This window comes from Amycolatopsis minnesotensis, assembly GCF_039529815.1.
Taxonomy (GTDB): Bacteria; Actinomycetota; Actinomycetes; order Mycobacteriales; family Pseudonocardiaceae; genus Amycolatopsis; species Amycolatopsis minnesotensis.
In genome coordinates this window covers 65,334-86,056 of sequence record NZ_BAAANN010000035.1, presented here as the reverse complement: position 1 = coordinate 86,056, position 20,723 = coordinate 65,334, and the positions used below count along the sequence as shown (strand labels likewise).

Sequence of the window (20,723 nt, the reverse complement as noted above, 5' to 3'; positions counted from 1 at the left end):
ACTGGAGTGACGATGGATCAGCACCAACCCGGCCTCTTGGTCGCCGAGGAACACGAGCTGCACGAACGGCACGTGCTCATCCGGCGTCGCGACGAGATGGGCCTCGACCGGTTGCGCATCGGCGCCGCGCCGCTGTCCGGCAACGAGTTGCTCGTGCTGGTGACTCCGAAGGCGCGCCACACGCCGTCGCTGGCCGCCGCGTTACCCGGCCTGGTGCGCGAATACACCACCGGGATCGAGCTGCTTTGGCTCGGTGTCAGCGGTCTCGCGGCCGACACCGAGCTGGCCAAGCGGCTGGCACGGGAATTCGGCATCGAGATCGCCGCGCCCGACGGCGGGCTCGTGGCGATACCGGGTGCGGCTCTGTACGCGGGACACGGCGCGGGCGGCGCGGGCTGGCACCGGTTCCGCCCCGATCAGCCGGTGAGCTTCCACGGGGCCCGGTTCCCGTTGCCGGAGTGGGAGTCGTGGCTGCCCGGCTGCCCGGTCACCGCGGGCGAGGCCGTGGCGTTGCCGGTGCCGTGCGGCCTGGCCGTCCGCCCGGCGGCCGGTGGCGGCACCGCCGACAGCGCCTTCCCGGTCGTGGTCAACGAGCGGTTCCCCAAGGTCGTCGTCGAGGCTTCGTCCGCGGCCGAAGTCGCCGAGCTGCTCGCCGGGCTCCCTTCGCGCCCGGTCATGGTGGTCCCCGCGACACCGGAGGTCGCGGCGCACCACTGGCAGATCGAACTGGCGCTGCGGCTCTCCCGCGACATCGTGTTCAGCACCGGTCCGCAGATCGGCGGGGAGACCGTCGTGCCAGGTGGCGGATTCCGGCCGTTCCCGTTGGTGCTGCGGCAGGCCGCCCGCGGCGGGGACCAGCAGGTGCTCGCCGTCGCGCCGCCCCCGCCCGGCTGGGTGCGGGAGGGCGCGCGGTCCTACCGGTTCGCCGGGGGGAGCGCCGCCCCGGTGCTCGCGGACGTCGTGCCGTCCGGGCTGGCCCTCCGCGCGGCGGACGCCGACCCCGATCCGGCCGCCGGTGCCGCGCCGTTCGATCCGGCGTGCTGGACGCTGACCCTCGGCACCACCGGCGCGCCGGTCGGCCTTCCGGTGCTGGCCGCGGCGGAGCGCCTGCTCGAGGCGCTCCCCGCCGAAGAGCGCGCGGCGGTCAAGGTGCGCATGGCGGGTATCCCGGACGACGAGGCCGAGCAGGCCCTCGATCCCCAGGTGGTGAGCCGGTCGCCCGCGCCGCCGTCACCGCCCCGTCCGCCAGCCCCGAAACCGTCCGAATTGGATAGTCCGAGTCCGCCGCCGGTGAGCCCGCCGCCGGTAAGTCCGGCGCCGGTGAGTCCGGCGCCGGTCATGACGGTCTCCGGTGCTCCGGTGTCCACTGTGGGCGGTGCGGTGCCGTCCAGGCCGATCGGTCAGCTGACGTCGCCGCCACCGCGTCCGGAACCTCGTGACGTGCCTGCCGCGCAACCGCCTGCCGCGCAACCGGAAGTCGTCGAGCCACCGCCTGGCGAAGCGCCGGAGCCGCCCGCGCAGGAGGCCGAACCGAGTCCCGCGCCACCCGAAGGACAGGAACTGGTGCGGCCGGTCGAGGTATCGGTGCGGGCCAGCACCACCGCCGAGCAGAACCGGTTCGTCACGGCCGCGGGTGAGGACTTCGGGATCGCGCTCGCCACGGTGAACGCGGCGCTGGCCACCTGGCCCGCGATGCGCGCGGACGACTCGCCCGCGGGCAAGGCCGACTACGTCGCGGTCTGCCTCTACCTCAGCCGTGGCGAGGGAGCGGCGGGCTCGGTGAACGGCGTGCTGCGCACCGGTGAGGGCGCGGTGCCGGACGGGCAGATCCCCTGCCTGATGTCAGGACTGCGGCGGTTACCCATCCACCGGCGGGCGGTACTGCGGCAGGGAAGGGTTTCCGAGTCGCTCGAACACCGCGGTGGCCCGGGTACCGTGCTCACCGAGCCGGGGTTCCTCGCCGCCAGCATGAACCTCGACGTGACGGTCCCCGGCGCCGATCTCGACGTGCTGATCTGGCCCGCCTCCGCGCGCCGCACGTCGGAACTGATGCTGAGCCGCCCGGTCGGCGAGGCGGTGTTCACGGCGGGTGCCCGGTTCAAGACACTGGCCGTCCGCTCCGTGCCGGACGACCAGGACGAGCGCGAAGAGGACCCGGACGCGCTCGCCGCCCCCAAGATCGCGGTGCTGTTCCGCGAACTGGCGCCGGGCGAGGCACTGGAGTCGACCGAGCTCGACGACCGCGACCGCGCGGTGCTGGCCAAGCTCGACACCGTGCTGGAGGGACGGCGCAACGCGGCGCTGCGGCTCGTCGACGATCCGGACACGATCGCCCGGCTCACCACGTCGATGCTGCTTTGGCGCGACGAGGCGGCCGGCGAGGACAAGTCCGTCGCGGTGGCGTCGTGAAGTCCGCCGTGGGCTTGGCCACGGTGCTCTGTTTCGCGGTGGGGGTGCCCGCGCACGCGGCACCGTCACCGCCCACGACCTCGCCTTCCGCGCCACCGTCGTCCTCCTCGTCGTCCTCGTCGTCCTCGTCGGTGGGCGACCAGGCGAAAACGCCGCCGTGCCTGCAACCGCCGCCCGCCGCCGGGCCGTCCGTGCCCTGGGCGCAGCGGCAACTCGCGCCGTCGCGGGTGTGGCCGCTGACCAGCGGCACCGGTGTCACCGTCGGGGTGGTCGACACCGGCGTCGACGCTTCGGTTCCGCAGTTGCGGGGTGGCACCGTGCTGCGCGGGGTCGACACGACCAAGCCGGGCGGCGGGCCCGCCGACGACGACTGCTACGGGCACGGCACGTTCGTGGCGGGCATCATCGCCGCGTCCCCGATGAGCGGCACGGAGTACGCCGGGGTGGCGCCCGGCGTGCGGATCCTGCCGGTGCGGTGCGCGACCACGGACACCCCGGGGGAGCCGGGTGCGCTGACCCCGGAGGGCATGGCGCTCGGCATCAGGGCCGCGGTCGACGGTGGCGCGCGGGTGATCAACGTTTCGGCGAGCACGCCCGAGCCGAATCCGCAGCTCGCCGCCGCGGTCGAGTACGCGGCGAGCCACGACGTCGTGCTGGTCGCGTCGGCCGCCAACAGCGCGAAACAAGGTGACCCGGTGACGTTCCCGGCGGCGTACCCCTCGGTCATCGCCGTGGGCGCGGTGGACCAGGCGGGTCAGCACGCGGAGTTCTCCCAGACCGGGCCGTTCCTGTCGGTGGTGGCGCCCGGTGTCGACGTACTCGGTCTCGGCCCCGGCGGACCCGGGCAATGGCAGGGCAGCGGGACGAGCTACTCCGCGCCGTTCGTGACCGGGGCCGCCGCGCTCGTGCGCGCCTACCGGCCCTCGCTGAACGCCGCTCAGGTCAAGCACCGGCTGCTCGCCACCGCCACGCATCCGGCCGCGCGGTTGCCGGATCCCGCGCTCGGCTGGGGCATGGTGGACCTGATGGCGGCGGTGACCACCGTGCTGCCGGAGGAAGGTGCCGCCGGGAGCGCGGTCGTCGCCCCGCCGGACGCCCGCGCGGTCGAAGTCGCCCCGCACGACGAGCTCGGGCCGATCCTGGCCGCGACGGGGGCGTTCGGCGCGGTGTTCCTCGCGCTCGCCGCGCTGCTGCTGACCAAGATGTACCGGTCCGGTCGCAGGCGCGGCTGGCGGGCGGCTCGCGTGCTCGAAGTCTCCGCGCCGGAGAAGTAGGCGGGTATTCCTTCCACCGCACCGGATTTCGGGCCCGTCCGGCAGGTCGGGCGGGATACCCGTGGTTGCCCGATGCTCCTGCGGGGTAGCGGTGGGGTCCGCTGCTGATGCCCTGAAGGGGCCCTTGGGGGAATCTGAGGCCGTGAAGGTCGCCTTCGGGGCATCGGCGTCGTGATGCCGTGCGTGGTGAGGGGTGGGATTGGGGTGTCAGATTCCCTGAGGGTGCCGTTGGGGGCATGTGCTGGGATCTCGTGGCTCGCGTCGCTCTTGTTCGTTTCCGTGCTGGTGCCCGGAGAGGTGCCTGCAGGGGCGTGCGTCGGGGCGTGGCTTTCGCGGGGCCTGTTCGGCTCTGGGGCGGATGTCCTGAAGGGGCCCTTGGGGGAATCTGAGGCCGTGAAGGTCGCCTTCGGGGCATCGGCGTCGTCATACCGCGCGTGGTGAGGGGCGAGATCGCGGCGTCAGATTCCCCGAAGGCGACCTTCAGGGACCAAGCCCCCGGCGGCTCCGCGCTTCCGCCACCCACCTCAGCGGAATCGACGCGCGCGCATCATCACCGCGACCTTCGGGGCGTTCAGTTCCCCCGAGGTCACCTTCAGCGCGGGCAGGATCTCCGCCGAGGCAGCACGAGTCTCCTACGAGGGTGAGGTCGCCTAGTGCCCCGAGGCCACTTCCGGGCAAGCAGCCCGGCCCTCGCGCACACCTCAATCCTGCTCCGGTTTGATGAAGCCCTCCACCAGCGGGGTTTGCACGAGCCGGACCGCGCGGCGGCGGTTGACGAACTGGCCCCGGCCAGGCGGTAGCACGCGCGGCCTGAGGTTGCCGAGGAACGAGCCCTCGGATTTGGGGCAGGACAACAGGAACGCGGGGGTGCCCAGTTCCCACATGCGCCGGACCGCCTGGTTCATCATCGACCTGCTCCCGCTGGAGGTGCTGCGGGCGATGATGATGTGCACCCCGATGTCCGCGGCCTGCGGCAGCACCGGGATCAGCGAATCCAGCGGGCCCGCGCCCTCGGCCAGCTCGAAGTCGTCGATGATGATGTAGAGCCTGCCACCGGTCCACCAGTCCCGTTTGGACAGTCGGCTCGGCGGGATGTCCGGCCCCGGCAGCCGATCCTTGATCACCGAGGCCGCGCCCGCGATGGACTTCGCCAGCGCGTCCGCGCCGACGGCGTATTCGAGCTGGTACTCGGCGGGGATCGAGTCGTGCAGTTCGCGGCGGAAGTCGCCGAACATCACCCTGGCCTCGTCGCTGCTGTGGTGTGCGGCGACGGAGCGGGCGATGTGCCGCAGCAGGTTGGTCTTCCCGCTTTCGGCGTCGCCGTAGATGAGCAGGTGCGGGCTCGCGTCGAAGTCGTGCCACAGCGGGGCCAGCTCGACGTCGTCGATCCCGAGCGGGACCCGCATTTCCGCGGCGGGGCCGGGGGATTTCGGCCCCGGCAGCTCCCGTGCGGTGACCTGGTGCGGCAGCAGCCGGACCTTCGGCGCGACCGGCGCGCCGGGCAGGGCCAGCGCCTCGGCGAGTTCGACGGTCGCCTCGGCGAGGTCGTCGGTGGTCGGCGAGCCGTCGATACGGGGCAGGGCGGCCAGGAAGTGCAGCCGGTCCGGGGTGATGCCGCGCCCGGGGATGGACGGCACGGTGGCGGCGAACCGGCTGTTGATCTCGGAGTCGACCGGGTCGCCGAGCTTGAGCTCGAACCGGGTGCCGACCACGTCCCGCAGCCACGGGCGCATCTCCGACCACCGGTTGGTCGCGACCACCAGGTGGATGCCGAAACTCAGGCCGCGCGCGGCGATCTCGGTGAAGTTGTCCTCGATGTCGTCGAAGTCCTGGCGGATCGTGTACCAGCCGTCGACCACCAGGAACACGTCACCGTAGGGATCGAGGTCGGTGTACTTGCCCGAGCGCCGCGCCCGCCGGTAGGTGGCCATCGAGTCGATGTTGTGCTCGGCGAACAGCGCTTCGCGGCGGGCCATCAGGTTGGTCACCTCGAGCACCGTCCGGGTGACCCGGTCGCGGTCGAGCCGGTTGGCGACGCTGCCGACGTGCGGGAGCTTCGCCAGCGCGGTGAGCGTGCCCCCGAAGTCGAGGCAGTAGAACTGCACCTCGGCGGCGGTGTGGGTCACCGCGAGTGCCGCGATCAGGGTCCGCAGGAGCGTGCTCTTCCCGGTCTGCGGACCGCCGACGACGGCCACGTTTCCCTTGCTGCCCGCCAGATCGGCGGTCAGCAGCGCGCGCTTCTGCTGCGCTGGCAGGTCGATCAGGCCGACCGGGACGGTCAGCGACGCGGTCTGCAGATCCCCGACCGGACGGGGCCCCAGCTCCGGGTGATCCACCAGCGGGGGCAGTAGCTGGTCCAAAGTGGCCGGTTGCTTGAGCGGCGGCAGCCACACCTGGTGGGCGCGCGGCCCGACCCCGCGCAGCCGGGTGATGAGCACGTCGAGCACGGTGTCGATGCTTTCCTGCTCGTCCGCGGGTTCCGGTTCGGGGTCCGGCTCCGGCGCCGCGGACGGCTCGACGTAGGTCATCCCGAACGGGACGACGTGCTGGTCGACCGAATCGGCCGCGGTGACGCGGCGTTTGGCCCGGTACGGCGAGGACGAGTACGCGCCCTTGAACCGGATGAGCGTCTGCGTGTCCGAGCGCAGGTAGCCGTTGCCGGGGCTGTTCGGCAGTTCGTAGGCGTCCGGGACGCCGATGACGCTGCGGCTTTCCATCGCGGAGAAGGTGCGCAGGCCGATCCGGTACGACAGGTGCGTCTCGACTTTGTGGATGCGCCCTTCGTCGAGCCGTTGCGACGCGAGCAGCAGGTGTACGCCGAGGCTTCGGCCGAGGCGGCCGATCATGGCGAAGGTGTCGATGAACTCCGGTTTGCTGGAAAGCATTTCGGAGAACTCGTCGACCACGATGAACAGCGCGGGCATCGGCTCCAGCGGCACGCCTTGGGCGCGCGCGGCCTCGTAGTCCCGGCGGGAGGCGTAGTTGCCCGCGGCGCGCAGGTACTCCTGCCGCCGGTTCAGTTCGCCCTCCAGCGCGTCCTGCATGCGGTCGACCAGTTCGAGCTCCTCGGCGAGGTTGGTGATCACCGCCGAGGTGTGCGGAAGCTGGTCGAAACCGAGGAAGGCCGCGCCACCCTTGAAGTCGACGAGGACGAAGTTCAGGTCCTCCGAGGAATGGGTCGTGGCGAGCGCGAGCACGAGCGTGCGGAGCAGCTCGCTCTTCCCGGACCCGGTGGCGCCGACGCACAGCCCGTGCGGGCCCATCCCGTCCTCGGCGGCTTCCTTGATGTCCAGTTCCAGCGGGGTCCCGTTGGCGGCGATGCCGATCGGCACGCGCAGCCGCCGCTTGGCGGTCATCCGTTCCCGGCGGTACCGCGCCGGTTCGAAGTGCGCGACGTCACCGACACCGAGCAGCCCGGTCAGCTCGTAGTCGGCGGCCGTCGGCTCCTCGTCCTCGGACACCTCGCCGATCCGGTACTTCGCCATCGTGCGCGCCAGCGCGGCGGCCGCCGTCTCGCTCAGCGAATCGGGGGTGCAGAGCGGTTTGGCGTGCGGTTTGCCGAGCCGGTCGAAGGACACGACGCTCACCTGCTCCGGCTCGGCTTCGAGGAACAGCACGCCGGGCCGGTCCTGCCACGGCAGGCAGCCGGAGACGTCGAGTACCACCGCGTTCCGATAGCCCTCTTCGGCGGCGCGGTGATCGGCGGGGACGGACACCCCGTCGAGGAGGAGCACGACGAACGGCTCCGAGGCGGTGATCGGGGTGTCGGCTTCGAAGCGGGGACGTCCGGTGAAGGACGGGCCACCGAGCAGCAGTTCGGCCTCGGTGACGGTGTCGGCGACCAGCCGCCGCGCGCCCGCGGCGTCCCGGCTTTCCGGATCCTGGTGGTGGGGCAGCCACTTCAGCCAGTCCCAGCGGGCGACCCGGTCGGGGGCGGCGCACAGCGCGATGCGCACGTCGCCGGGGGCGTGCGCGGTGGTGAGCTGGCCGAGCATCGCACGGACCAGGTCCAGCACGGTGCCGTCGTCACCGCCGAACTGGATCTGCCCGAATCCGCGCAGGTACACCGCGATCGGGGCGTTGGGCAAGCTGGAGTAGGCGCGCAGGAAACGGCGCAGCGCGTGCGCGGCCAGCGGTTCGAGGTCCTCGATCGGCTTGGTGTCCGGCGGCAGCAGCTTGACCGCGGAGCGCTGCGTGCCGACGCCGATGCGGATCTCGCCGAAGTCGTCCTGCGCGGCACGGCGCTCCCACAGCCGGTAGCCCAGCGCCAGCGACCACAGCGCGCGGGGGTCGGGATGGATCCACCGCGCCGCGCGCTGCTGTTCGGTCAGCGCCTTGCGGACCCGTTCGCGAAGCTGCGCCAGGTAGCGGATGTAGTCGCGCCGGTGCCCGTGCAGCTTCTGCTTGTGCGTCACCGAGGAACGCACGAGCTGCACGATGAGCATGCCCACCACCGACAGCAGCATCATGCCGCCGCCGATGTAGGACATCAGCCCCGAACCGGGGCGGACGAACATCATCACCATGGCCAGCGAGCCCAGCCCCATCGGCGCGTACATCAGCACCGAGCTGATCCCGCCGCCGGTGTCCTCCGGTACCGCGGGCGGTGGCTGGATCTCGATCTCGTCGGCGGGCACGGCCGGTTTCGGCCGCCGCGCCCGGCGTGCGAACAGCACCGTGCTCAAAGGTCGCTCTCCCTCGTGAGTGGACTTCCCCCATTCCGCGCCGACCGGGCTTCGAGCGCCGAAATGGCGGCCGCGCGGCGATAGGTTCCGGGCTGGTTCACGGTCTGGGATCCCTGGCAGGAAGGACCTGACACCAGATGGAAGAGCAAACACAGCATCGCACAACAACGTCGGCGAGGCTACGGTTCGTTCTCGGGAAGCAGGTGACCGAGGTGGCCCTGCCCACCGAGGCGGCACTGGCCGATCTGCTGCCGGCCGTGCTGCCCCAGTTCGGTGCCGAATGGATCGAACAGGGCGCCGATCACGAGGGCTGGGTGGTGCAGCGGGTCGGCGAGCAACCGTTCGACGAGGACCGGACGCTCGACGAGCTCAACCTGCTCGACGGTGAGACCGTCTACTTGCGACCCCGCGCCGACCAGCTCGCGCCGATCGACTTCGACGACCTGGTCGCCGGTGTCGGCGAGCAGGTGCGGGAGCACGATGGCGTGTGGCAACCCGCGCACACCAGGTGGATGTTCCGGATCGGCGCGGGTGTCGCCCTGCTGTTCGGGATGCTGGTGGTGCCCGGCGCGGGTTCGGTGGCCGTCCAGTCCGCCGTGGCGCTGACACTGGCGGTGGTGCTGCTCGTCGCGAGCGCACTGGTCGCGCGCAGCGTCGCGGATGTGCACGTGGCGACGATCCTGGCCGGCGCGGCGGTTTGCTACGGCGCGCTCGGCGGTGCGTTGCAGGTGCGCGCGCTGACCCCGCTCGCGCCGATGGCGGTCGAAGCGACCGTCGCGCTCGCCGTGGCGGTCTTGCTGCTGAGCGCCGGGGCGTTCGCGGTCGCCGACTCGGCCCTGCTGTTCGCCGGTGCCATCACGTTCGTCGCGGTGCTGGCCATCGCGGGGCTGATCGCTTCGACCACGGCGATGTCCGTTCCCCAGGCGGCTGGTCTCAGTGTTGCGCTCAGCCTGGTCATCGGCATTTTCCTCCCCGCTACGGCGTTCCGGCTTTCCGGCCTGACGCTGCCGATGCTCCCGACGGAGAAGGACGAACTCAGCGAGGACACCGACCCGGTGCCCGCCAAGATCATCGTGGCGCGGGGCGCGGTGACCGTCGGCTATTCGACGGCCCTGCACACCGGGCTCGGCGCCGCCGTCGCGGTGTTGCTGCCCTTCGTCGTCTCGGGTGGCGACGGCTGGGAAATGACGCTGTCGCTGGTGGTCTCGCTCCTGCTGTTCCTGCGGAGCCGCCATCCGTGCGGGGTGGTGCAGCGGTGGGCGATCATCACGCCCGCCGTCGTCGGCGTGGTGGCGAACGTGTGGCACCTGGCCGGTGCGGGAAGCGGCACGGTGCGGCTGCTCGCGATCCTCGGCCCGGTCTTCGCGCTCGGCGCGCTCATGGTGCTCGCGAGCAGGATGCTGCCCGGCAAGCGGTTGCGGCCGTACTGGGGCCGCGCGGTGGAAATCTTCGAGTCGATCACCGCCATCGCCGTCGTCCCGATCCTGTTGCAGGTACTGGGCGTGTACGCCTGGATGCGCGGATTGGCCGGCTGAGGTGCAGTCGCGGCGGGATCAGGTACAGGCGTACTTCTTCGTGGTGGGCAGGCTCGTGGCCGCCGTCGTGCACGGCAAGCCCGACGTGCTGCAGTCACCGAACAAACGGCTCAACACCGGCGTTTTCCTCGGGGTTGTCGTCGGCGCGATCGTGATGGGGATCTTCGGGATCTACGGGGTGTTCGTCCCCGGTGGCAACACGTCGTGGCGCCAGCCGGGTGCGATCGTGATGAACGAGACGACCGGCGCGCGCTACGTCTACCTCGAAGACCAGTTGCGGCCGGTGCTCAACTACTCCTCGGCGCGGCTGGCGGCCGGGAAGTCGGGCAACGGCCAGGTCGTCTCGGTGGCCCAGGAGTCCTTGTCCGGCACACCGGTCGGCCAGCCGATCGGCATCGCGGGCGCCCCGGACGCGCTGCCGACAGCGCTCGACGTCGGACCGTGGACGGTGTGCGCGCAGCCGCCCGGCCCGCAAGGGCAAGGCGGCACGGTCACCCTCGCGCTGGAGCACCCGCCCGAAGAGACCCTGGCCGACGGCCAGGCGCTGCTGGTGCGTACCCCGGACGACACGAACTTCCTGGTCTGGCGGGGAAGGCGGTACCGGTTTCCGGGCAGGGCCGAGGTCGAGGCGCTCTACGGCGGGATCTCCCCGGTCACCGTCACCGCGGCGTGGGCGAACACCGTGCCCGCGGGACCGGACGTCGCGGCGGCGGTACCCGATCAGGTCGGCTCGTCCGGCCCGGCGATAGACGGGCATGCCAGCGTGGTCGGGCAGGTCTACCAGGTGCGCAACCCCGCGATCGGCACCACGCAGCTCTACCTCGTCCGAGCCGACGGGGTCGCGGCGCTGAGCCCGACCAGCGCGGCGCTCTTGATGGCCTCGCCGTCGATCAGGGCCGCGTACCAGGGTTCGCCCGTGGAACCCGTTCCGGCCGGGCCGGGTGCGTTGTCCGGGGTGCCGGCTTCGACCAGCGGGCCCGATCTCGTCGGCGCGCTGCCGCCGGAACCGCCGCGGATCGTGTCCCCGCCACCGGATGCCATGGCCTGCGCGAGCTTTTCCCCGCTGGGCCCCGCCGGGCAGCAGGTCAGCATCGGCCTGCTGTCCACTTCGGTCAGTGCGGCGAAGGGGATGCCGGTGAGCGCGCACGCGGCGGGGACCGCGGCGGACCGGGTGGTGATCCCGGCGGGCGGCGGCGCACTGGTCGCCGGGCAGCAGACGCCGGGCGCGCCACCCGGTGCCGTCTACCTGGTCACCGAGACGGGCACGAAGTACCCGCTGGCGAACGCCGACGTGGCGAGTGCGCTCGGCTACTCGGCGCAGGCCGCGGTGCGGATGCCACCGGAACTGCTGTCACTGCTCCCGTCGGGGCCGTTACTCAGCGTGGAAGGAGCGCTGCGTGTCCAGTCCTGATCGGACGTTCACGGGGGGAGTTGCGCCTCTTCGCCGCTCTCGGTCCGTGAGCGCGGTACTCCGCCGCCGCGAAACCTAGTTTGAGACCTGTAGGCGTGTACCGGATACGGAACAGCGAGGAGACCTGATGTCGCACACGACAACGGTTGACAAGGACAAGATCTTCGACCAGGCGAACAAGCACGAGCAGTTCGCCCAGGAAATGAGCCAGGAGCTCGACAAGCTGCTGAGCCACATCGAGAGCACGACCTCGGCCAGCCCGAGCGAGGCCACGAAAGCGCTCAGCCACACGGCCGAGAGCTGGATCGCCTCCGTCAAGAAGACAGTCCTCGAGCACGTGAACACCATGGCGACGAACATTCGCAACGAGGCGAACAACCAGACCGGCACGGACGAGAGCCTGGTCAAGCAGATCAACAGCGTCCAGATCGAGACCAGCAACTTCCTCGGCGGAAGCTAGTCCTGCTCGGCCTCACCCGACCTTTCAGTACAAGGAGAAAGTTCATGATCAAGTACGACTACGCGGTGCTCGACGACATGATCAACGCGATGAAGGCGCAGGCCCAGCGCATCATCGAAAAGACAGAAGAACAGCGGAACAACGTCAAGCAAATCATGGGGGAGTGGGAAGGTAGCACCGCGCAGGCGTACAACAGCCTGTGCGACGACCTGGAGAAGGATCTTCAGGCGAACGCCGACATCTTGGAGCAGTTGCGCGCCAAGATGCACAGTGGCGTGAACGAGATGCAGACCGCGGACCAGAACGGCGCGAAGCACGTTTACCACTGACACGGTCCCGTGATGACGTTGTTCCGGGAAGACACGGGCACCGGACATCTTCTGTCCGGTGCCCGTGCCTCATGTTCCATCCTGTCAACCATTGTGGAGTGATGACATGAGCACCACCAAGCTCGACACGGACGTCGTCAAGGCGTCGGCCACCGCCCTCGGGCGGATCATGGACGACATGTCCGCTTTCACCGCGTTGCGGGCGGATTGGCCCCAGCTGGGGAACTTCGACCTCGCCACGCAGCTCGGCACGATCGCCGACGACCGGCGGCGTGGCGTGCTCGCGCACGCGGACCAGCTGAAAGTCGCGCTCGACGAGATGGACAAGGCGCTGACGAAGATCGCGACCGAGATCCAGTCCATCGACGACACCGCCGCCGCGAAGATCAGGGCCGTGGTCGCGGACCTGCGCACCCGGGTGGGCGACGACATCAGCAGCCTGAACCAGGCGTGAGAAGGACATCGTGGCTGACAAGACGGAGTTCGACAAGGACGAGTTGAAGAACTCGGCGAAGGAAATCGCCAAGCTGCTCGGCGACGGCAGGCAGGACAAGGTCGACAAACTGGTCAACCAGCATCCGAAGTGTGGCATTTTCAACTTGGCGGTGTGGGTCGAGCGCCTCACCGATGATCGGCGCAACGCCGTTGTCGCACATTTCAATCATCTGGGGACGAGTTTCGAAAAGATGTCGGACTTCTTGAACGAGATAGCAGAGAAGTTCGACAATGTCGACGGTGACAACGCGAGTAAGATCAAAAAGATCATCAATGATGAAAAAGATGATTCCGAGAAGAAGATCAAAGAGTGGAACACGGCCCGCGAAAAGACTGAGGGGAACCACGGGGGAGGCGGTGGGTCGCGAAACGACGGTTACACCAACAACCTCAACGTCGAGTTCAAGTCGGACGGTAGTGACGAAGTGGACGTGAACAAGAAGAACTAAGTGTCAAGGTCCGGTGTGGACCTGACACCAGCTGGACCAGTCCGATCCGGATCACTGACAACGGCAGGGAAAGATGGCTGCGACCAACAACTGGCCCACGGGCGGATACGACGAATCGCCACCGTCGTTCGACTACGGGAAGTACCGGAAGCTCGACGAGTTGCTGGTGTACACCGCGGGCCTGCTCGACAAGTCCGGGCGCGACATGGATTGGTACAACTTCGGTTATGATCTCAAGGACGCAATGAAAGCGCTCGGCGAGGTGAACGACGGCTTCGCCAACCAGGTCAAGAAAATCTCGGATCAGCTGAAGGGTGAGGCGGGGGAGGCCTTCAACAGCTGGGCCAACGATCTGCTCACTTCGAGTCGCGAGTTGCACGACCGGATGGACACGAAGAAGTATTACGACGCGTTCCACAACATCGGGCACACCATGACTTGGTTCTACGATAGTTGGTGGTCCACGGTCGAGGCGAAAGAAAAAGATTACGAAGACGATAAAGGCAAGATCAAGGCTGCCGCGCAGGAGGCAGCCAAGCTCGCGGCCAACATGGACGACATCGACGCCATCATGGCGAAGACGAAGGACGCCTTCGAGAAGATCAAGGGCGAAAAAGAAGACAAACTGATCGATGCGCTGCAGTTCTGTTTCAAGAACATCAGTGAACAATACGTGGCCGCCGGGCGGGCCATGGTCCCCATTGAACCCGCCGTGGGCTACGACTACGACAAGTCGGAGGCCTACGGCGACGGCAAGAAAGATGACGACGACAAGGACGACGACAAGGACGACGACGACAAAAACCACAAAGGCGACGACGACAAAGACGACAAGGACGACGACAAGAAAGGTGACGACGAGGACGACGACAAGAAGGACGACGACAAGAAGGACGACGGCAAAGACGACGAGGGCGGCTCGTCCAACGGGGTTACCCACAAGATGCCGAATGTCGGCGGGGATGAGGGCTCCGGCAGCGGTGGTGGTTCCGGCAGCGGCGGCGGTTCGGGCGGCGGCGATGACCAGGCGCTGAAGGAGCAGGCGAAGAAGGCTGCGGGCGACGCGATCGACAAGCTCAAGAAGCCGGGCGACAGTCAGGACACCAATAAGGCGCTCGAGAACGCGAAGAAGGCCGCGCAGGACGCCATCGGCAACGTCGGTGGCGGCGACAGCGGCAGTGGTGACACGGGCGGCGGCACGGGTGGTGGCCCCGGCAGCGGCACGGGTGGTGGCACCGGCGGTGGCAGTGGCGGTGGCAGTGGCGACCAGGTGCCGAAGGAGCAGGCGAAGAAGGCTGCGGGCGACGCGATCGACAAGCTCAAGAAGCCGGGCGACAGTCAGGACACCAATAAGGCGCTCGAGAACGCGAAGAAGGCCGCGCAGGACGCCATCGGCAACGTCGGTGGCGGCGGCGACAGCGGCAGCAGCGGCGGCGGCAGCGGCAAGGGCGACATCCCGACCGAGGGCGGGCCGGGCAGCACGACGGGCGGCCCCGGGACCAACAAAGCGCTCGAGGACGCCAAAAAGGCAGCCAAGGACGCGATCGACGGGACCAAGGACAAGTACAAGGACGACCCCAAGGCGCAAGAGGCCCTCGACAAGGCGAAGGAGGACGTCGACAAGGCCATCGGCGACCTCGATCCCAAGAACGCCGAGGAGTTCGGCGACGCCAAGGACAAGGCCCTCAAGGCGATCGACGACGTCAAGGACCACCAGCAGGACCCGACCGTCAAGGACGCGCTGGAGAAGGCGAAGAAGGCCGCCGGGGACGCCATCAACGACGTCAAGCCGGGCGAGGACGGCCTGAAGCACGCGCGCGAAGCCGCCGACAAGGCCCTCGACGACGCGATGAAGGACGCCGACCCGAAGACCAAGGCGGCGCTCGAAGAGGCGAAGAAGGCCCTCGACAAGTCGTACGACGACTCCCAGGCGAACCACGACTCGTCGTTCGGCCAGCTCAAGGACAAGTCGGTCGACGCGATCGACAAGATCGAGGGCCAGCACCACGACAAGCCCGCGGTCCACGACGCGCTCGAGAAGGCGAAGGAGGCCATCGGCAAGGCGGTCGACCCCAATCTCAAGGGGCTCTCCACGAACGACGTGCAGCCGATGGCGGACAAGGCCTTCGACGACCTGATCAAGAACACCAGCGACCCGGACGCCAAGCACGCCCTGGAAGAGGCGAAGAAGGCGGTCGACGACATCTTGCCCGACCCGGTCAAGTTCGACGGGAGCGGCGGCTCGCACGACCAGCAGTTGCTCGGCGACTCGAAGAGCGCGGCCAACAAGGCGTTCGACGACATCATGAAGGACGCCGACCCGGCGACCAGGCAAGCGCTGGAGGATGCGAGGAACGCGGTCGGCAAATCCATCGACGGGCTCGGCGGCAGCGGCGGTGGCGGTCAGCTGAAGGACTTCCTGTCCGGTGGCGGCCACGGTGGTGGCAGTGGCGGTGGCTCGGGAGGTAGCGGCGGCGGTCCCGGCGGGAACTTCTCGACCAGTTCGGAAGGGCCGGGCGGGCAGCGGGCCCAGTTCGACACCGACGTCGCCAACCAGCGCGGCTACACCCAGCCCGGCACCAACGCGGCGAAGGTGCCAGCCACCTTCAACGCGGCTACCGGCGGCGCGGCCACCGGTGGCGCGGGCGGCCAGGCGGTCAATCCCCAGCAGGGCATGCCGATGGGCGGTGGCATGCCGATGGGCGGCGGTATGGGCGGTATGGGCGGTGGCGGTCAGCAGAACAACCAGCGCGAACCGCAGATCTGGCTACAGGCCGACAAGAACGCCTGGACCGACGATCCGGACGGGCAGGACGAAGCCGTCCTGGGCAGGAAGAAGTAGGTCATGGCCGACGGTGCTCCCGGCAACCCGCCACCGGTCCCCGACGACCCGGTGCTGAAGGGACTGAACTTCGACCAGCTCGCGCAGCTGGTCAACGAGGTCAGCCCCGAGGTCTTCTACCAGCGGGCCGAGGCCTTCGACCGGGCCGCGGCCCGGCTGCGGGAAGCCGTCGAGCAGGTCCGGCGTGAGCTGAACGTCGTGCGGGACGCGTGGACCGGTGGTGGTGCGGACGAGTTCGACGCACTCGCCAAGGAGGTGACCGGCCGGGTCACCGGCGCGGTGCAGACCATGGGCAGCCCCGGCTACGGCACGGTGCTTCGCGCGGCGGGCGACGTCCTCGCCGCACACCAGCGGCGGATGCGGGACCTGCAGGGCCGCAAGACCGAGGACGACAGCAAACCGCCCGCGCCCGGCGCGCCGCCGCCGGAGGAGACCGCGCGCATGCACGACGATGCCGCCAGGCAGGTCCTGCTCGATCTGCGGACCGCCTACTGGGACGTCGGCAACCAGTTGCCCGCTCTGTCCTATAAGGACACTCAGATCGGCGGCGGTGACACCGGCGGCACCGCGAGCGGTGGTGGCGGTGGTGGTCAGGGCAGTGGCGGGCCGGGCGGTCATCAGCGGCCGATGGGCACGGACCCGTCGCTGCTCGGCTCCGGCGGCGGCGCACCGCTGCCCTTCGTCACCAAAACCATCGGGAGTGCCCCCGGTGGTCAGGGTGGCCAAGGCGGCACCGCGTATCCGGAGCACCGGCGGTCGTACCGGCCGGGGGGCGAGGATCCCGTGGGCCGTGTCCAGCAGCCGTGGCAGACCGCAGGACCGGAGCAGGAGCCGTCGTCGGTGAATCCGCTGGACCCCGTCGTCGAGCCGTCGGGCCAGCCGTGGCTCACCGGGCAGGGACTGGGCGGCCCCGAGCCGGGGCAGCCGGATGGCGAGCGGCCCGGTTTCGTGCCTTCGGTGCTGGGCAGGCCGGACCGGAAGCCCGCGCACGAGAAGAAGCCGGGCACGTCGAAGTTCGTACCGCTCGGGAACGACCCGATCGTCGTCGAACAGGTCGTGTACGGCCCGGGCGGGGAGATCGAGCGGATCGACTCCTTGCCGGAGCTGACCAAGAAGACCGTGGATGTGGACGGCCCCGGGGACAGCGGGCCGCAGGAGACGAATCCGGTGGTGCAGAAGAAGACCGGGGTCCAGACCACGATCGACTCGCCGGCGCCGGTCCCCGCCGCGCCGGTCCAGCAGCCCGAGGTCGCGACCTCGACCGGGGACACCGGCGCGGGCACCGACCAGGCGCCGCCAAGGCACCAGAAGTCGGTCCAGTTCAGCGGAGTGGACGCGGGGCAAGCATCGACGACCACCCAGGCGGCCACCTTCGGCACGGGTGGCGGCGGTGCGGCCGCCGCGTCCGAGGCCTTCAAGCCGGAGGACCGCGGGATGTTCGCGCCGGGGAGCGGAGACGCGGGCACGTTCCAGGGGTTCGACTCGTCCGCCGTCGCGAAGGCTGCGAAACCGGGCCACAACCCCGCCGATCCGATGACGTCCCAGCCCGGCGGAGGAATGCCGATGTCGCCGATGATGGGCGGAATGGCCGGGATGGGGGGTCAGTCCGGGCAGCAGAACAGCCGGATGGCGGCGATGTCCACTGAGCCGAGGCCCGATGCGTGGCCCCAAGGGAGCGGTGCGTCCGGCACGTTGGGCCGCGGCGAGCAGAAGCAGTACGAAACACCCGAACAAGCCGGAGACGCGGCGAAGGAGAAGTTCGCCGAACTGGACCGGCTGCTGGAACGAGGGAAGTGACCATGACCGACTGGAACTCCACGGATCCCAACCAGGCCGTCGACGACGCATGGGCGGCGCTGGAGAAGGAGAAGCGGAAGCTCGCCGATCTCGGCAAGCACTGGGATGAGGCGAGCACGACCGTACGCGCCAAGGACCAATCGCTCGAAATGAAGTTCGACGGGCGGGGTGAGCTGACCGACCTCACCTTCAACACGTCGAAGTACCGGGAGCTGGCGCCGGCCCAGCTGGCCAGCGTCATCATCGAAACCCTGCGGAAAGGTCGCGTGGAGTCCCAGCAGAAGGTTTCGGAGCTGATGGGGACGTCCTCGGTCCCCGGACTGGACCTGGACGGATTGACCAGCGGAAATGTCCGGCCGGACGAGATGATCAACTCGCTGATGGGGCCGATGCTCGAAGCCCTGAACGGCTTCGGCGTCGACATCGAACCGCCGAAGCCGGAGAACCGCGATCGGGAGACTCGCGAACATGGCTGACGATTTCTTCCTCGATGAGACGGCCTACGACGCGATCATGACGGATCTCCAGAGTACCGGGCAAAAAATCGGGGAGAGTTACCAGCTCCTGACCGATGTGCTCTTGGAATACGACGGCGCGTGGGGTGGCGATGACATCGGCAAGGCGTTCGAGAAGAAGTATCTCGGCGACAGCGATGACAGTGGCGCGCGCGGTGATCTCAAAGCCTTCGACGGTGTCGAAGACAACATAAAAGAAGTCGCAGATATCGGGAAGAAGAACGCGAAGACGTTTGCCGGTCTCGATCATGACACCGCTCAGCGCCTGGATCTTCAGTGAGAAGCGGGCAATGATGCGGTAAGGCAAATCCGGCCACTGGGTGGTTGGTGGTACTTGTGTGAAACCGACGCACTGGAAGTTATAGCCATGGAAGGGAGGTAAAGAAAATGGTTGCTTCCAGTGCTGGTGGGCGTGCGGCGGGTTACGGTACCGGCGGCGGTTCGCACGGCGGGGGTAAGAAGTTGCCGCCCGACTTGCAGAAGTTTTTCGATGTCACCCTGGGGCTGACCTGGCCCGAAGGTGACGATGAGGCGCTGTGGTCCATGGCGGTAGCGTGGAAGCAGTTCGCTGAGGACCTGGACACGAGGGTTGCCGAGCTCAACGGGCTGTTGTCCCGGATTCCGAACGCGATGCGCGGTAACACCGCGGATGCGTCCGTGGATTGGCTCAAGAGTCAGATCGGCGCCCTTCAGGAGAGTGCGGAAAGGGCGCGCAAGTACTCGAGTTTGTGCCGGAACACCGGTGCCGACATCGAGAAGGGCAAGATGATGCTCCTCGTCATGGCATGCATGTTCGTCGCCATGATCGCCGCGCTGATCCAAACGCTTATCGGTTGTCTATTCGTTCCCATGGTCATCACGTCGGCAAGATTAGTTCTCATGTCGATCATTCGGTGGATTTTCTCGACAGTTTTGGCGAATGCCGCCAAGTATGCGATAGGTAATGCTGCGTTTATGGAGTTTCTCGACGTCAGCATTCAGGGGATTCAGAAGCTGCAGGGTGAGCACAGCGATTATGGTGGCCGTGATGATTGGGATACGGAGTCGCTGAAGAACTCCGCTATCGCCGGTGCGATTGGTGGTGCCGGTTTCGGTGCCGGGCGCGGTTTCGCCAAGGGAATCGGCAAAGCTTTCGGCAAGGGGTCGAAGGGGCCCGTCGCGGGTGGTAAGGGGCCGTTGAGCGAAAAGGGGCCCGGTGGGAAGAAGGCTCTGAGCGAGAAGCCCTCGGTTGTCGAGAAGCCTCCTGTCGAGGAGAAGCCCTCGATCGTCGAGAAGCCCTCGGGCAGTGAGAAGGCCCCGGGCAGTGAGAAGGTCTCGACCGGTGAGAAGCCGCTGAGTGGCGAGAAGTCTTCAAGCCGTGAGAAGCCTTCGCGTGATGAGCAGGCCCCTGTCAAGGAGAAGGCCGGGTCCGCGGAGGAGGGGCCGCACGGCAAGCCGTCGGTGCTGGGGCAGCTCGGGTACGCCGCCTTGCAGGTCGCGCTGACGGTGCCGATCAACATAGCGGTGAACGAAGCGCTCGGCGGAGCCACGGACATCTGGGCGGGCATGCTCGGCGCGGCAGGGCCGTACCACAAGAGCAAGGGCTGGTCGGCGAAGGTGGACGCCGCAGGCGAAAGGCTCGCCGCGAAGATCGGGTCGGCGCTGGGCTCGAAGCTCAAGCAGCTCAAGTTCCCGGAGTTCGGTGATCGGCGCTCGGGCGCGGGTGGCCCGCTGGGCGATGTCGCGAAGGACAGCGATTCGTCGAGCAGTCATAGCTCGCTCGACGACGATTCGTCCAGCCGCCGCAGCTCCATCTCCAGTGATGACTCTTCGAGTAGTGGGTCGTCGAGTAGTCGTAGTTCTATTTTCAGTGATGACTCTTCGGATAGTGGGTCGTCGAGTAGTCGTAGTTCTATTTTCAGTGATGACTCTTCGGATAGTGGGTCGTCGAGTAGTCGTAGTTCTATTTTCAGTGATGACTCTTCGGATAGTGGGTCGTCGAGTCGGCGAACTTCCATCAGTGAGAGCCCTTCGGACGCTGCGTTGGTGCGCAAAGAAGTCACGAGCGCGAAGACGCCGATGGGCACCATATTCTCCGAGGACAAGCAACACGTCGTCACCACTTCCGACGGGAACTCGAACAGTTCCAAGGCGACCACCGAGGGCGTCAAGGAAATCCCGAAGGGCGATACCCGGCAGCAGGGGGCGCCGCAGAACGGCCCGGCCACTCGGCAAGAAGGCACGCGGGAACTGTCTGGTGCGGGCCCGGAGCGGCGGTCGGGTGTGTCGAAGCCGAACGTCAGCTCGGAGGGCCCGCCGCCGCCTCCCACCAAGCAGGTCACCACAGGCGGGGGCGGTCCGAAGCCGGACGGCCACTCCGGGCCCGAGCCGCGGCGGACCGCTGCCGCCGAGGCCGGTGGCTCGAAGGCCAGCTCCCCCAAGCCGCCTGATCTTTCCAAGCCCCTGCCGGAGAAGCCTTTGGCGGAGAAGCCGCTGCCGGAGAAGCCTTTGGCGGAGAAGCCGCTGCCGAAGGAGCCTTTGGC

Annotated in this window: 14 protein-coding genes; 13 read left to right on the top strand and 1 reads right to left on the bottom strand. The window is 68.4% G+C overall.

Going from position 1 to position 20,723, the window contains the following annotated elements; all coding sequences use genetic code 11:
- Positions 1–12: 12 nt before the first annotated feature.
- Both ABD256_RS34035 and mycP read left to right on the top strand, forming a co-directional pair.
- The gene (locus tag ABD256_RS34035; RefSeq protein ID WP_344428672.1) at positions 13–2,409 is read left to right on the top strand and encodes a hypothetical protein; all 2,397 of its coding nucleotides are present in this window, start codon (positions 13–15) and stop codon (positions 2,407–2,409) included.
- Positions 2,406–3,683 (top strand): type VII secretion-associated serine protease mycosin, encoded by a 1,278-nt coding sequence (mycP, locus tag ABD256_RS34030; protein WP_344428670.1) that lies wholly within the window; start codon positions 2,406–2,408, stop codon positions 3,681–3,683. The genes ABD256_RS34035 and mycP overlap by 4 nt, the downstream gene beginning before the upstream one ends.
- A gap of 701 nt (positions 3,684–4,384) precedes the next feature.
- Here mycP and eccCa read toward each other — a convergent pair.
- Positions 4,385–8,359 carry a type VII secretion protein EccCa gene (gene eccCa, locus ABD256_RS34025; RefSeq protein WP_344428691.1) on the bottom strand — a complete coding sequence of 1,325 codons (3,975 nt, stop codon included), beginning with the start codon at positions 8,357–8,359 and terminating at the stop codon, positions 4,385–4,387.
- A 146-nt stretch (positions 8,360–8,505) separates the two neighbouring features.
- Here eccCa and eccD point away from each other — a divergent pair, with 146 nt between their 5' ends.
- The 11 genes from eccD to ABD256_RS33970 all read left to right on the top strand — a co-directional run.
- Entirely contained in the window at positions 8,506–9,903 is a 1,398-nt protein-coding gene (gene eccD, locus ABD256_RS34020; protein WP_344428668.1) for a type VII secretion integral membrane protein EccD, read from the top strand.
- Between the two features lies 1 nt (position 9,904).
- The gene (eccB, locus tag ABD256_RS34015) at positions 9,905–11,314 is read left to right on the top strand and encodes a type VII secretion protein EccB (protein WP_344428666.1); all 1,410 of its coding nucleotides are present in this window, start codon (positions 9,905–9,907) and stop codon (positions 11,312–11,314) included.
- A 127-nt stretch (positions 11,315–11,441) separates the two neighbouring features.
- A complete protein-coding gene (locus tag ABD256_RS34010) occupies positions 11,442–11,774 on the top strand; it encodes a hypothetical protein (protein ID WP_344428665.1) in 333 nt (110 codons plus the stop codon).
- A gap of 44 nt (positions 11,775–11,818) precedes the next feature.
- Positions 11,819–12,103: a WXG100 family type VII secretion target gene (locus tag ABD256_RS34005; RefSeq protein WP_344428663.1), complete on the top strand. Its 285-nt coding sequence runs from the start codon at positions 11,819–11,821 to the stop codon at positions 12,101–12,103.
- A gap of 106 nt (positions 12,104–12,209) precedes the next feature.
- A complete protein-coding gene (locus ABD256_RS34000) occupies positions 12,210–12,557 on the top strand; it encodes a hypothetical protein (RefSeq protein WP_344428660.1) in 348 nt (115 codons plus the stop codon).
- 10 nt (positions 12,558–12,567) lie between these two features.
- Complete coding sequence (locus ABD256_RS33995) at positions 12,568–13,047, top strand: hypothetical protein (RefSeq protein WP_344428658.1); 480 nt, start codon at positions 12,568–12,570, stop codon at positions 13,045–13,047.
- Positions 13,048–13,120: 73 nt separating this feature from the next.
- Positions 13,121–15,889, top strand: coding sequence for a hypothetical protein (locus tag ABD256_RS33990; RefSeq protein ID WP_344428656.1), 2,769 nt, complete (start codon positions 13,121–13,123; stop codon positions 15,887–15,889).
- 3 nt (positions 15,890–15,892) lie between these two features.
- Entirely contained in the window at positions 15,893–17,686 is a 1,794-nt protein-coding gene (locus ABD256_RS33985; RefSeq protein WP_344428655.1) for a WXG100 family type VII secretion target, read from the top strand.
- 2 nt (positions 17,687–17,688) lie between these two features.
- Complete coding sequence (locus ABD256_RS33980; RefSeq protein WP_344428653.1) at positions 17,689–18,162, top strand: YbaB/EbfC family nucleoid-associated protein; 474 nt, start codon at positions 17,689–17,691, stop codon at positions 18,160–18,162.
- Positions 18,155–18,481: a hypothetical protein gene (locus tag ABD256_RS33975; RefSeq protein WP_344428651.1), complete on the top strand. Its 327-nt coding sequence runs from the start codon at positions 18,155–18,157 to the stop codon at positions 18,479–18,481. Before ABD256_RS33980 ends, ABD256_RS33975 begins: the two co-directional genes overlap by 8 nt.
- Positions 18,482–18,588: 107 nt before the next feature.
- Positions 18,589–20,723, top strand: a 2,135-nt coding sequence (locus ABD256_RS33970) for a WXG100-like domain-containing protein (protein ID WP_344428649.1), incomplete at its 3' end; no start/stop codon positions are given.

Coding starts and splice junctions, on each gene's coding strand:
- ABD256_RS34035 (WP_344428672.1), top strand. CDS start 13: ATGGATCAGCACCAACCCGGCCTCTTGGTCGCCGAGGAACACGAGCTG.
- eccD (WP_344428668.1), top strand. CDS start 8,506: ATGGAAGAGCAAACACAGCATCGCACAACAACGTCGGCGAGGCTACGG.
- ABD256_RS34010 (WP_344428665.1), top strand. CDS start 11,442: ATGTCGCACACGACAACGGTTGACAAGGACAAGATCTTCGACCAGGCG.
- ABD256_RS34005 (WP_344428663.1), top strand. CDS start 11,819: ATGATCAAGTACGACTACGCGGTGCTCGACGACATGATCAACGCGATG.
- ABD256_RS34000 (WP_344428660.1), top strand. CDS start 12,210: ATGAGCACCACCAAGCTCGACACGGACGTCGTCAAGGCGTCGGCCACC.
- ABD256_RS33990 (WP_344428656.1), top strand. CDS start 13,121: ATGGCTGCGACCAACAACTGGCCCACGGGCGGATACGACGAATCGCCA.
- ABD256_RS33985 (WP_344428655.1), top strand. CDS start 15,893: ATGGCCGACGGTGCTCCCGGCAACCCGCCACCGGTCCCCGACGACCCG.
- ABD256_RS33980 (WP_344428653.1), top strand. CDS start 17,689: ATGACCGACTGGAACTCCACGGATCCCAACCAGGCCGTCGACGACGCA.
- ABD256_RS33975 (WP_344428651.1), top strand. CDS start 18,155: ATGGCTGACGATTTCTTCCTCGATGAGACGGCCTACGACGCGATCATG.